14 protein-coding genes are annotated in these 12705 nt (G+C 44.5%); all 14 read left to right on the top strand.

Translation table 11 applies throughout. The annotated features are described in order from the left end of the window. Positions 1-2 precede the first annotated feature (2 nt). On the top strand, positions 3-242 hold the full coding sequence (locus tag V4T18_RS08910; RefSeq protein ID WP_332648810.1) for a hypothetical protein: 240 nt from the start codon (positions 3-5) through the stop codon (positions 240-242). An 11-nt stretch (positions 243-253) separates the two neighbouring features. Next, positions 254-889 (top strand): chromosome partitioning protein ParA, encoded by a 636-nt coding sequence (locus V4T18_RS08915; protein WP_332648812.1) that lies wholly within the window; start codon positions 254-256, stop codon positions 887-889. A 20-nt stretch (positions 890-909) separates the two neighbouring features. Beyond that, on the top strand, positions 910-1293 hold the full coding sequence (locus V4T18_RS08920; protein ID WP_332648814.1) for a hypothetical protein: 384 nt from the start codon (positions 910-912) through the stop codon (positions 1291-1293). 11 nt (positions 1294-1304) lie between these two features. Next, entirely contained in the window at positions 1305-2279 is a 975-nt protein-coding gene (locus V4T18_RS08925; protein ID WP_332648815.1) for a metallophosphoesterase family protein, read from the top strand. Beyond that, the gene (locus V4T18_RS08930) at positions 2276-2515 is read left to right on the top strand and encodes a hypothetical protein (RefSeq protein WP_332648816.1); all 240 of its coding nucleotides are present in this window, start codon (positions 2276-2278) and stop codon (positions 2513-2515) included. Before V4T18_RS08925 ends, V4T18_RS08930 begins: the two co-directional genes overlap by 4 nt. A 224-nt stretch (positions 2516-2739) precedes the next feature. Next, positions 2740-3195 carry a hypothetical protein gene (locus V4T18_RS08935; protein ID WP_332648818.1) on the top strand — a complete coding sequence of 152 codons (456 nt, stop codon included), beginning with the start codon at positions 2740-2742 and terminating at the stop codon, positions 3193-3195. 4 nt (positions 3196-3199) lie between these two features. Further along, positions 3200-3391, top strand: a complete 192-nt coding sequence (locus V4T18_RS08940; RefSeq protein ID WP_332648820.1) for a hypothetical protein — start codon at positions 3200-3202, stop codon at positions 3389-3391. A gap of 4 nt (positions 3392-3395) precedes the next feature. Continuing rightward, positions 3396-3587, top strand: coding sequence for a hypothetical protein (locus tag V4T18_RS08945; protein ID WP_332648822.1), 192 nt, complete (start codon positions 3396-3398; stop codon positions 3585-3587). Between the two features lie 10 nt (positions 3588-3597). Beyond that, the gene (locus V4T18_RS08950; protein WP_332648824.1) at positions 3598-4128 is read left to right on the top strand and encodes a hypothetical protein; all 531 of its coding nucleotides are present in this window, start codon (positions 3598-3600) and stop codon (positions 4126-4128) included. Continuing rightward, positions 4110-5771, top strand: coding sequence for a DEAD/DEAH box helicase (locus tag V4T18_RS08955; protein WP_332648826.1), 1662 nt, complete (start codon positions 4110-4112; stop codon positions 5769-5771). Before V4T18_RS08950 ends, V4T18_RS08955 begins: the two co-directional genes overlap by 19 nt. An 80-nt stretch (positions 5772-5851) precedes the next feature. Further along, entirely contained in the window at positions 5852-6604 is a 753-nt protein-coding gene (locus V4T18_RS08960) for a hypothetical protein (protein WP_332648828.1), read from the top strand. Positions 6605-6627: 23 nt separating this feature from the next. After that, positions 6628-9726, top strand: a complete 3099-nt coding sequence (locus V4T18_RS08965) for a DNA primase small subunit domain-containing protein (protein ID WP_332648830.1) — start codon at positions 6628-6630, stop codon at positions 9724-9726. Between the two features lie 48 nt (positions 9727-9774). Further along, on the top strand, positions 9775-12381 hold the full coding sequence (locus V4T18_RS08970; RefSeq protein ID WP_332648832.1) for a bifunctional 3'-5' exonuclease/DNA polymerase: 2607 nt from the start codon (positions 9775-9777) through the stop codon (positions 12379-12381). Next, a complete protein-coding gene (locus tag V4T18_RS08975) occupies positions 12378-12662 on the top strand; it encodes a hypothetical protein (RefSeq protein ID WP_332648834.1) in 285 nt (94 codons plus the stop codon). Before V4T18_RS08970 ends, V4T18_RS08975 begins: the two co-directional genes overlap by 4 nt. Positions 12663-12705 lie beyond the last annotated feature (43 nt).

The following is a 12705-nucleotide window of genomic DNA, read 5'->3' on the forward strand; positions in this document are numbered from 1 at the left end:
TCATGTTAGATACAAAAATGCGTATCGACTTAGCGAAAGCTAATATCCGTAAAGCGGAGCAAGCAAAAACAGTAGCGGAGACGCAAAAAGCGGCGGCAGAAACACAAAAACAGGAAATCGAAAATAAAATGGTGGAAGCTGGTGTAACACCAGACACAATTAATGACGTGATCCTACAGCTGGAAACGCAAGTACAAGAAGACCTTACTAAAGTCGAACGCTTAATTCCAACGGACATTTAAGGGGTGTTTCTATGTACCAATTAAATAAAGTGAAAACGGACTTAAAAAGGGCTGCTGAACAGGTAACAGCGAAGCTTGCACAGCGTGATTTATTAGCCGAGCAAATGGAAGACGCAGAGCGCCGTAAAGCACGCTCAGAGGAACAGCTAGCGCAATTCGACCTGGTGCAAATACTTTTACAAGCAACGAGCGATTTCGCCCGTAGACAAGCGAAGCGCCGTATAGAAGAAATCGTAACAAGCGCCTTAAGTGTAGTGTTCGGAAAAGACTATAGTTTCCGAGTAGATATTAACGTAAAGGCTAACCAACCTGTAGCCGAGTACTTTTTAGAGAGTGAAGGGGTCGTTACGCAGCTTAAGCCCCCCGACTACGATCGTGGTGGCGGTGTAGCAGACATTGTTAGTCTCGCACTTAAGCTAGCTGTAGCAGAATTAAGCGGTGTACGTGGCACATTGTTCCTGGACGAGATCGGGAAGCACGTGAGCCAGGAGTACGCGCCGAACGTAGCTTACTTCTTAAAGGAGTACAGCGAAAAATTCAATCGACAAATTGTGTTAATCACACATAACCAACATTTAGCCGAGATTGGCGACGTAAGCCTGGGCGTTACACAGGTACGCGGTACATCGAAAGTAACCGTAATTTAGTAGAAGGAGAGGAAAAGAATATGTGTATTAAATGTGTAATAGGCGCCTTTTTAGGTGCGGAAACTGTGGAAGTAGGTAAGATTAGTCCTCAACTTAGCGAGGAACTACGTGAGCTTAAAAAAGGTAATGAGCTTCAAAAAATAGATTTCGAAATCGAAGTTCTACAAGCGCGACGTTCATATTTAGCTGGGGAGTTAACGGAGCAACAAGTAGACGAAATGCAGGCAGATATTGATGAACGTAGTAAGGCTGCGGAAAAGGAACGAAAAATAACTCATAAAGCAGTCTGGGATAAAGTATACGTCGAATTAGGTTTACCTAATGATGTGGATGAAAGTCTAACTGTAGATTTTGATAAAGGCGTGGTTACGAAAAGAGTACTAAAGAAAAGTACCTCGTGCTAGGGGGCTAGGCTATGAAATTTCTATATTTCGGTGACGTGCATATTCGAGGTAAAAACCCACGTAACCGTACAGATGATTATAAGGAATCGTTAAAAGCGAAGCTTCGCGAAATATGGAAGCTCGCAGAATATAACAAAGTAGATGGGGTGCTTTGTCCTGGTGACATTTTCGACAGACCAGAAGTAACAAACAGCGTACTGCTAGAATTCGCAGAAGTCTTTAAAGAATGTCCTACAAATTTTTATACGACACCAGGAAACCATGATGTGTACAGCTATAACTTAGATACGTATAAGCGAACGTCACTACGTATTTTAGAGTTGATTGTTCCCCAGCTGCATGTAATTACTGACGCTAGTCGAAACGTGACATTCGGTAAGGAAGTAGCTATAAGCTTCCAGCCATACGATCAGTTCATTGACAAGGACGGATACGGCTACACACCTGGCAACCCGTTGAAGGACCACTTCAAAATTCATATAGCACATGGTATGTTGCTAGACCACGATCCGAAAGTATTTGACCGTTACACGTATGTTGGTACTGTCAAAACAGAAGCAGACCTCGTACTAACAGGGCACGATCATTTAGGCTTCGGCATATACAATCGCGCAGACGGTAAGGTGTTTATGAATAGCGGAGCCATTTGCCGACTAGCGGCTTCCGAAGCGGAAATAGAACGTAAAGTACAGGTCGCACTAATTACGGTAGAAAATAAACAGCTGGAAGGTATCGAGCTTATCGATCTTCGAAGTGCGAAGCCTGGTAATGAAATATTGGACCGTAGCCAAATTGAAGCGGATCAACAACGACAGTACGCTATGGATGAATTTGCAGCATTAATTCAGACAGAAGACGGCGGCAAGGCAGTGGTAGACCTTAACGCGATTATCGAAAGCATAGCCGAGAAAGAAGGATATGCCCCAGAGGTAGTAAGAATAGCGTTAGAAAAAATAGGTGAAGCGAAAGCGGGGTTAAAAGTATGAGTAAGGTTTATTTATTAGTGGTTGCACGAGATAGTGGAATCCCATTCCCAGAGGAAAAAACGCACCTTATAGAGCGTAAACATGACGCAACTAGAGAAGTCGCTGCTTATTTAACTGACCCAGACGAGGAACTGTTAAAGGTGTTAGAAGTTGACACGTCAATGGGCATTCTTACAGAACTAGAGCCTGTCATTAAGAAAGGTAGCTTAGAGCTAGTTGCACGTGAAAATGAATAAAGGCTGGTTATGTAATAACTGCGGTCATATACACGAAGCGACCGAGCAGTTAACCGAATTAGGCTTTGTCTGGTACGACGAGCACACAAGCCGTACACGTTGCGAAAATTGCGGTGCATACACCTTGCAGCGTGTAACGAGCTACGACAACCAGGGTTATCCGATAGCTGGGTACTTCCTGGTAGTCCTACCGAAAAACAAGATACGGAAGGGGTAATTACAAAATGGATCAATACAATAGCTTAATAGCGCCAGAAAACATTCAATATGTTAACAACTTAGTAGACGCTACGTTAGAAGACGTTATGAAAATTGAAGCGGAAATCGAGGGAGCTTACGCGAATCGCGCCTCTCTCATTAAAGAAATTAAACAGCTGGAAGGCGGTATACAGCTAGAAGAAGCGAATGCCTTTATGACAATCGCAGAAGACAATACAGTCCAAATTGATGGTCGTAAGGTAAAGCTATCTAATGCAGAAATGCGAAGCATGTACCAAAAATATGTAACAGCCGAAACACGTAAGCAGTTGATTGAGAAGCAAGCTGACTTAGCGGAAATCGATACGAATATCACGCTATTAAAAGACCGCTGGGACATGGTGAAGTCTAGTGCGAACTTAGTAGAAGCACGCAGCTGGGCGCAAGGCAACCTTCTGAAATTCTTAAGCAGCAAGGGGTGATTCTGTGGACGAAGTAATGATGTTAGTACCGCCTGGTGCGCCATTACCGAACCCAGGTGAATATGTAGAAGCAAGAAGCGATTTAACCGACCAGGTTTATCAAGTAAAAGTGAAAAAGCTTATTAGCTTACGTTGGAATAAACAAGGAGATTTGATTGTTGAATTCACATACAGCCATAAAAAATTGAAGGGGTGACATGATGAAAAAGCGTATTTTACTTTTACCATTAGCTGCTATGTGGGTGTTAGCAGGATGCGAAGAAGACACAATTATCTACGAAGGCGAAGAAAAGCCTGTTAGTGTTGTCGAAGAAATCATTTCGGACAAGCTAGAGGTGGAAAACCCAGAATTAGATCTTGATGTGAATATCACAGAAGATACAGAAGATTAGGGGGTACAAAATGGACCCGAAAACGCAAGCGCTACGAAATAAGCAACGCGAACGACATGATCGCGGACATGACTTCCAGAAGGAAATACAAAACAGCTGGAGATTAGTACCTAATGTATGGACGATTCCAATTAAAGATGGTCGAGGCGGTAGTCGCCCAGGGGACCGTTTAGTTATTACACAAAAGGCGAACTACTTAACGGAGCTAAAACGTACGGCGAAAAAGTCATTCGACTTAGGTTTTCTTCGACCGAATCAGATACGCGGGTTAGTAGACTTCGACCAAGTAATAGAAAAGAATATAGGTTTAGTGTTTGTTAGCTTCTTAGATTTACCACATGTAGACGAAGCATACGCTATCCGATTAACAACAGCCATTCGTTATATGCAGCGTGAAGGAAAAAACAGTATTCCTTTAGCTGACTTGCGAAAAGGCGCGACACTATCAGGCGTACCAATTGCGGTTAAAATTCCGAGGTTAGATACGGCAGATAGTAAATACGATCTGCAAGGGGTGGTCGAGTGCTACAAATATTTATAACAAACAACATTCGCATACGTGGGGCTAATACGCCGTTACGTGCTGCGGTTACAAAAGCTTTAACCTTCGAAAACCCTGCTTATAAAAAATTAAAGCGTATGGGTAGACGAGCGTGGGGGATTGATCCCCGTCTGGAACTATTTATTTATGACCAGGGGGACATAGTAACACCGAGGGGCTTCCAAGAGGAACTAGAGGCTATCTTACGAACACAAGGCTATGATCCTCATAAAGTAATTGCTACTAGATTAACAGAAGGTAGAGAAGTAGAGTTCGGCTGGAATGAGGCATGGGAGCTTCGTAGCTATCAAGAGCCATTCGTTAACGCCATAGTACAGAAAAACGGCGTAGGAATTGCGCCAGCAGGGAGCGGTAAGACCATCATGGGCCTACGTTATGTAGCCGAAAAAGGCGTATCTGCTGTATGGCTTACGCATACGACAGACTTAATGTACCAGACAGCTGGGAAAGCCGAGAAGGTCCTTAAGAACGTCGGGAAAATTGGTTTCTTCGGTGACGGTAACCACGATTGGGGTGACGGTAAGTTAATTATCGCAACCGTACAGACCTTACAACAAAACCCTCACTTAGTGGACGCAATGAACGAATTTGTAGGTACTGTGGTGATCGATGAAGCACACCATTTTCCAGCTGTGCAATTTATCGATACGGCAGGACGTTTTAAAGCGAAAAATATGTTAGGTGTAACAGCTACGCCAGAGCGGAAAGACGGTCTAGAAATGTACCTTCATAAAGGAATTGGACCAGAGCTTCACCGTGTGCTGCGTGACGATCTATACGCTAGTGGCGAACTGATTTTACCCGAAGTGAAGTTTATCTATACGGACTTCAACTTCGATACGGCGAGTGATCGAAACGAAATCGACAGCGTAGAAGCAGGCGGGGATGATATGGACTACACAGACCTTATTAACCGCTTAATCAATAGTGAATCACGTGCAAAGTTAGTCGCACAAACGATTGTAGATGCAGCACCAAATGGTCACGCAATCGTTATCGCTGAAAGCGTGAGGTACTGCTTCGTCCTACAGGAGCTTGTAGACAAGCTGCTTAAGGAAAAAGGTTTACACATACCTACAGCTGTAGTACATGGGGGCATCAGTCGGTATAAGTGGCAGTACACACCAGGTAAAAATGTTATCGAGACAAAAAGGGATAACAAAGACCGAATGAAATATAAAGTCGAGGCTTACACAGCGGAAGAATTTGCAGCATGGCAAGTAACACCAGGACAACGTAAAGCCATTATGAAAGCCTGCGACAGAAAAGAAATAGGCATCCTTTTCGCTACACAGCTAGCACGTGAGGGGCTAGACATGCCTCACCTGGTGAGTGGTTTCATGGTCATGCCGAAGCGTGGTGACGATGGTGGAAAGGATAACGGTGGTAGCGTCGAGCAAGAAATTGGACGTATCCAGCGTAAAGATCCTTCTAACCCAAATAAAAAGGCTACCTGGTACGATTTCGTTGACTACGACGTCGGCGTATTCCGACAGCAGTACCAAAGCAGGCGCCGTGTGTATAAGCGTCTAGGAATTAAATTACCGAACAAGCCGAAAACAGAAAAGGATCAAATCGAGGCCTTTTTAAACAGCAAAGCTTATTTAGATTTACCTTATTAACGGTTTAATAGTTTTTCACGCATGTGTATAAAACTTTATTAAATAAATTTAAAATTCACAATCAAAAGGAGAATGCGAGTATGGCAGAAAAAGAAATGCAAGCAACAGAAAACGGTACAGGGGTAGACACTAATACGGGGGAGATTGTAGAGAAAAAAACGAACGCCGTAGCAACGCAGGCAACAGGTAGTAGCTACATTACAATGATCCTGGAAGAAACAAAACGAGGCTTTATAGAAGCGAACGCTGGTATGGACCTTGACTTCGTGCGTATGGGCGATTGGTTAACAATCGATTCGAAAGGAAACTTCGTAGAGAAGGACGACGACACGGTTAAATACGGCGATAGCATCGACGTAGTAGTAGGTTATGGCGAACAGCGTTACAGCTTATGGGGTCACGAAGGAAGCCCAGAAGAAGGGCAGTTAATCGTTGCAGAACCAAAACGTGACGACGCGTTAGCAGCGTTAGGTGAGTATTTAGCGCAGAACCCAGAAGCAGCGGAGCGCTATAGCGAGGAAGATGTAAAACTTCGTTACATGGCGTACGTGGTGCCTGTGGCGACATTAACACCAGATGATTTCCCGAAAATCTACTTAATGAGCTTCTCGCAAACAGACAGCTTCGGCTGGGGACGTTACGCAATGAATTGCTTCCAGGGCAAATACAAAAATGCTGGAGTACCTTCACGTACAGCTGTTAATAAAGTGGTTACACGCTTAACGACAGCAGAACGTAAGCAGGAATCCCGTAAATGGATCGGTATCGACTTTACGCCTGTAGGTTTATTTGACCCGAAAGACTTCGGTATTAACCCAGAAGAACAACAATAAGCAATTACTAGGGGGCGTCACGTATGGCGAAAGAGAAACAACTAACAGCGGAAGACTACGTTTACGTTGACGCCTGGTATAGCGATCAAAACGGTAAGGGTATTCCCTGGAAACGAATAAAAAAAGAGGAAGTTAAAGCGTTCCAAAACGATGAAGCATTCAACTTTAACTGTTTCACAACTGTACAAAGTTTTGCAGGGAAAACAAAACAAAAAAGCGGGGAAGTATTTCTAGCCCCGCTTTATTTTGACCTTGACCATGAAGACAATCCAGCTATTAGCCAGGCAGACGCTGTTAAACTGATTGAATTCTTTACAGAAGAATTAGACATAAGGGAAAGCGACATATGGGTGTACTTCTCCGGATCAAAAGGCTTCCATATCTTAATTAACAGCCAGGCGCTAGGAATCGAGCCTGGTTTCGATTTACACAAAGTATTTAAGCATATCGCGGGTTACTTAGTTCACAGGCTGGAACTGCAAAGCCTGGACTTAGTTGTATATACGGCTAAACGTATGTTACGACTACCGAATACAATTCACCAGAAAACACGTAAGTACAAGATTGAGTTAACGATTGACGAGCTTAAGGATAAAACACTAGACGAAATTAAGGAAATGGCAGGGCAGCCGAGACGACCAGAAGAATTAAAATATACGTCAGCAGCACGAAAAGAAGCGTTAGCCCTGCGAACATCGGCAGCGCATTTTTACAAAGATAAACGTAAGGAATTCTTAGAAGCGGCTGCCACGTCAAAAAAGCAATACGACACAGAGACCTTTAGCTTTAAAAAGGGAAAGCCCCCTGTATGCGTGGAAGACATTCTTAATAACGGCTGGAAGAAAGACGGCGACCGTAACCAGGCAACTGTACAGCTTGCTTGTTACTTTAAGGATGCAGGTCACACGAAAGACGAAACTCTAGCAATCTTAGAAGAATGGGTAGTTCGCTTCACCAGCTCGAAAGGTTACGAGAAACGCCAACGAGTAGCAAATACTCGCGGCGTAGTAGATACCGTATTTAGTGAAGATAATACGTACAAATTCGGTTGTGCCTTCATTCGCAGTTTACACGGCGAGAAAATACCAGGTAATAAAGAGTACGATCGTGTAGCTTGTGCTGGGTCATTATGTCACGCACTTGCCAAAGCGACAGCTGACGAGGAAAAAGCCGAACTACTCCCATTAGCTGCAACAGGCAATGCAGATTACGCAGACAAGCCTGTTCGCACACGAGTATTGATTGCTGGGAAAAAGCATACGCCGTATATCGTACCAAAGAAGATCGAGTACAGCTGCTGGGGTCGTGAAAATTGTAAAAAGACAACATGCCCGCTATACGATATTCCGAGTAACACATCGTACAAGGACTTGGGCGTACATGACCGTGAGCTTATCCAAATGACGGGAATCGGTGACGACAATATTAAAGGTATTCTTAAGCAGCTTTCGGGTATTCCGAACTGTGCAAAATACAATACAGAAGTTATCGAGCAAGTAAACGTAGATGAAATTTTAGTTATCCCTATGGCCGAGGACAAACAAGAAGATGAAGCGCTTGTAGGGAAAGGGGACGAAGGGAAATACGTATTACGTCGTGTTTATTCGATAGGCGACCTTCGAATCAATGAAAACAAGTATTACGAAATCATGGGGTATGTATATCCTCACCCGAAAAACCAAGAAAGTACCATTCTAGTAAAAAGCGTGAAGCCGTTACAGGACGTCGTAGAGAGCTTCCAACTGACAGACGAGGTAAAGGAGAGCCTGGGGGTTTTCCAACCCGCAGACTACAGTCCTGTGGCGATAGAAGAAAAGCTAGCGGCGATCGTCAATGACCTAACGTACAATGTAACGAAAATCGTAGAGCGTGACGACATTTTGCTAGGCGTCCTACTCGTTTATCATTCGGTATTACGCTTCAATGTCCCCTGGGCAAACGAACCAATTCGTGGCTGGGTGGAAATGAAGATCGTAGGAGATACAGGAACAGGTAAGTCCGAACTGATTAGCAACATTATGAAGTTCGCGGGGCTAGGTGCTCGCGTCAATGCGGAGAGTACAAGCCGTACAGGTCTAACATACAAGATGGAACAAAGCGGTGCTGGGGGAGCCTGGTACATTGTCTGGGGCGCTTGGCCGTTAGCAGATAAAGAAATGATATGGGTGGACGAGGACACGGGTATTACAAAGGACGACTACGGCGAAATGACCCTAGCACGTTCGGATGGAAAGCTGGAAGTTAAGCGGGCAGTTACAGCTGAAACAGCGTGCCGTGTACGTGCAATTCTTAGCGGGAACGTACCAAAAGGGAAACGATTAGCGGACTATGCACAGGGCGTAGAAAGCTTGAAAGAAGTTTTTAACAACGAGGATATTCGACGTTTTGACTTCGCTGCCTTCATGCGATCGAATGACGTAGCCGAAGAAGTGTATAACCAGAAAATCGGGACGTTCCCTTCGTTCCTGGATAGTCAGACACTTAAGAATAATATTCTTTTCGCCTGGTCAAGAACGCCAGAAGAAGTCTTATTTACTGACGAGACTATCGAAAAGCTTTTAGAAGTAGCGACGTCTTTAAGTAAGGTGTACGGAAAAGCAACAGACATACCGCTTGTTTCTCCTTCCGATCAACGAAACAAGGTCGCACGTTTATGTGTAGCGTTAGCGGCACTTACACATTCGGTAGACGAATCAGGCGAGCGTATTGTCGTGTTACCAGGTCACGTAGAGTTTATTTACGAATATTTAAAAGCATTGTATAACAGCCCTGGCGCTGGTCTTAACTACTATGCACGATTGGCCATTAAGGAAGAAGATATGACACAGGAGCGCTATGACAAATTTACAGCTGAACTTAAGAAACTAGACACACTAAAGAATAACTTTAAATTCTATGAATTTATTAAGTTATTCGCGCAGCAGAAATATTTAAGGCTAGGGGATATAGAAGCCATGCTTTCTATTGACCGAGAAGAAGCGAAATCAATTATAAATCAGTTAGTACGTATGCGAATGATTATGAATACATCGGGCGGTTTTCGTAAGACCCCACGCTTTAACGCGTACATCCAATTTGCAATGCAGTTGGGGGTGTTTGACGATATGGAAGAAGACTACTAACAATTCTCATGTGTAACAAAATTTAAATAATGAAAAGAGGGTGAACGTATGAAACTAGGGAGCCTTTTCGGCAGTATGGGAACAAAAGCCCCTTTAGCTAAAGCGCCAAAACCTACGGCAGTTAAACCACAACCAACTAAAAGTGCAATAGCAGCCACGGTCGAACAACGATTAAAGCCTGGCGAGTTTCAGATTAATTGGGGGAAGCCAGCGCCCCAACAAGTGAAAGATTATAAAGCCGTCTTAGACCTACAGGAGCTGGAAGAGTACCTAAAGCGGTGCCAGGAAACAGGCTACGCAAGCTGGGACTATGAAACAGCGCCAAGTGAGGAAACAAGAACTTTTTATGTACCACGACTATCGGCGTTAGAAGAACGAATAAAGGTACTCCACCAGGAGATTACACAAATAGAAGAGGTACCAGAGAAAGATCGTACAGACACACAAACGGGCGTGTTATCGAGCTTATCAACAGAATTAAAGGTTAAGAGCAAAGAGTATAACGAGCTGAAAGAAAGCTACTTACGTACCCCGTTAGATCCCTGGAAAGGGGACGTGTGTACAGTCAGTTTTTCGGCAGCCCCGAATGAATCACGTGTCGTACCAATCAGTCACAAAGTAGGGAAAAATATAGCACCTGTTATGACGCGAGATGCAGCACGAAAAGCGGTATTCGATTTAATGGACAAGTATTTATTTACTCACAAAGAAACGCTTAAAATCGCAGTCAACCTGTCTTTCGAAACAAAGTACAGCGCAAAGTATGGTCGTTACATTATGGGGCGTGTAGCTGACCCGTTAATGATGTGGACGCGCTGTATGCAGCTTGGCGCACCTGGTCGATTGAAGGACACAAAACGCCCTTATTCTGGATGGGGTCTAAAGCCTGCCACGAAAGCCACGTTCGGTGTACAGATGCAGGACTTCACAAAGCTACTAGAAGAAAAAGGCGTTCATTTCTTCGATGAAATTGACGCGAGTAGCGAAGCGGGTCTTGTGTACTCCGCAGAGGATAGCGACTACGGTCTACAGCAGTATTTGTATTGGAACGAAATCGCGAAGCAGCTGCCAGGCTACGAAAAATGGCTGCATGAAATTGAAATGCCATTTATGCGTGTTATCGGCCTTATGGAGTATTGGGGGATGCCCTGGAACAAAGATACGGCAGCCGTGAAATACAAAGAAGCTGTAGAAGCGCAACAGAACGCCGCTAGCGAAATTAAACGCATTATCAAAGAAGCGGTAGGGGTAGACGTTAACCCAGGTAAAACAGGAAAGACAGGTGATGTAAAGAATGTTCTATTTAATATTATGCGTGTACCTATCCCTAAAACTAGCGATCGTACGGGAAATCCGTCGCTAGACGAGGAAGCGCTTATCGACATGCGTTTCATGCTACAAAATAAGCTGGTTGATCTGGACGAAGAAAAGTATTTATTAACCGAGCTTCCAGCTGGATGGGAACAGATTGATCCAGACGCAGCATACGGCGCTCCAGGCTTTGACGGGTCGCTAATGAAGGAACAGCGAGGGGCTATTCGTATTGCGAAACGTGAGCCTCACCCTTACAAAGACGCAGCACTTCAATTAATCGAACAAATGTTAAATATTCAGAGCTACACAACGCTAATTTCTTCTCATATCGTAGGGCGTGAAAAATATCTGAATGACGTAAGTGGTCGTATTCATGCAGGTTACTCGACGTTTACCGATACGGGACGCCTTAACAGCTTTAGTCCTAACGGGCAAAACGTGCCACGCCCTGCGAATGACGCCTTTAAAATTCGTAGCTTCTTTAGTCCGAAGCCTGGCAAAATTTTATTCTTTATTGACTTTAGCGGTTTCGAACTACGCTTGATTGCCTGGAAGTCGGGTGACGAAGTTATGACGGAACTGTTTAATAGCGGTGGTGATATGCACCGTAAAACAGGGAGCGCCTTAACAGGTAAACCAGAAAGCGAAGTAACGAAAGAAGAACGTACCAACGCGAAGGCGGGCAACTTCGGTATCGCATACGGCGGTACAGAATACGCCTTACAGAAGACCTTCAAAACGGACTACGGTATTCGAAAAACTTTAGAAGAATGTGCTGCTATTGTTAACGCCGTAAAAACAGCGTACCCACGTATCCCAGAAATGCAACGTCAGGCAATCCTGGACGCACGCGAACATGGTTATGCGGAAACGATCTACGGCTATAAGCGCCTATTAAAAAATATTAACGGACCTTCACAGTCCGAGCGTCGAGCAGACGAGCGTCGAGCGGGGAACACGCCAATCCAGGGTAGCGCAGCTGACATTATGAAGGACTGTCAGAACCAGGTGTATGACGAAATCGGACGAGGCACTTTATTCCAACGCTTCGAGCCTTACGAAGTCATTAACATGATTGGCCCAGAAGAAGCAGCTAAGCCTGTTATTTTAGAGCACGGCAAACAGGACATGATCGCTCAAATTCACGATGAAATGATTTTCGAAATGGACGACGATCCAACAAAAGTACAAGTAGCTGGGGAATGGATCAAAGCGTTAATGGAACGACCGCCATTACCTAACTTCCCTGTGCCTATCGAGGCAGAAGCAAGCATCGGGTACGATTGGTCAAACAAAATTAGCGTAGCGGAATATTTAGAACGCAAGGGGGTTAACACATGAAGCAGGCAGACGTAGTAGAGCAAATGGCAGCAGTTAATACTGATATTCAAGAAGAACGCCGTAGACAAAACGCGAAGTGGGGTATACAGCGACATAGCTACGGGGAATGGTTAGCGATCCTGGGCGAAGAATTCGGAGAAGTGTGCCAGGCGATTAACGGTATCCACTTCCCAGAGGACAGCAAGCCGACAGATGCGAACAACTTGTATGAAGAATTGATACAGTTAGCAGCTGTAGCAGCGGCAATCGCAGAACAAGTGAAGGAAGAAAGTGAGGCGTAGGGTATGGAAGATAGAAACCCACCAGGCAGACCTGTTAAGGCGA

Source organism: Lysinibacillus sp. 54212, from assembly GCF_036662795.1.
GTDB lineage: Bacteria > Bacillota > Bacilli > Bacillales_A > Planococcaceae > Lysinibacillus_B.

What these genes read in the sequence shown, in the direction of transcription:
- V4T18_RS08910 (WP_332648810.1), top strand. Translation starts at nt 3, where the DNA reads ATGTTAGATACAAAAATGCGTATCGACTTAGCGAAAGCTAATATCCGT.
- V4T18_RS08915 (WP_332648812.1), top strand. Translation starts at nt 254, where the DNA reads ATGTACCAATTAAATAAAGTGAAAACGGACTTAAAAAGGGCTGCTGAA.
- V4T18_RS08920 (WP_332648814.1), top strand. Translation starts at nt 910, where the DNA reads ATGTGTATTAAATGTGTAATAGGCGCCTTTTTAGGTGCGGAAACTGTG.
- V4T18_RS08925 (WP_332648815.1), top strand. Translation starts at nt 1,305, where the DNA reads ATGAAATTTCTATATTTCGGTGACGTGCATATTCGAGGTAAAAACCCA.
- V4T18_RS08930 (WP_332648816.1), top strand. Translation starts at nt 2,276, where the DNA reads ATGAGTAAGGTTTATTTATTAGTGGTTGCACGAGATAGTGGAATCCCA.
- V4T18_RS08935 (WP_332648818.1), top strand. Translation starts at nt 2,740, where the DNA reads ATGGATCAATACAATAGCTTAATAGCGCCAGAAAACATTCAATATGTT.
- V4T18_RS08945 (WP_332648822.1), top strand. Translation starts at nt 3,396, where the DNA reads ATGAAAAAGCGTATTTTACTTTTACCATTAGCTGCTATGTGGGTGTTA.
- V4T18_RS08950 (WP_332648824.1), top strand. Translation starts at nt 3,598, where the DNA reads ATGGACCCGAAAACGCAAGCGCTACGAAATAAGCAACGCGAACGACAT.
- V4T18_RS08960 (WP_332648828.1), top strand. Translation starts at nt 5,852, where the DNA reads ATGGCAGAAAAAGAAATGCAAGCAACAGAAAACGGTACAGGGGTAGAC.
- V4T18_RS08965 (WP_332648830.1), top strand. Translation starts at nt 6,628, where the DNA reads ATGGCGAAAGAGAAACAACTAACAGCGGAAGACTACGTTTACGTTGAC.
- V4T18_RS08970 (WP_332648832.1), top strand. Translation starts at nt 9,775, where the DNA reads ATGAAACTAGGGAGCCTTTTCGGCAGTATGGGAACAAAAGCCCCTTTA.
- V4T18_RS08975 (WP_332648834.1), top strand. Translation starts at nt 12,378, where the DNA reads ATGAAGCAGGCAGACGTAGTAGAGCAAATGGCAGCAGTTAATACTGAT.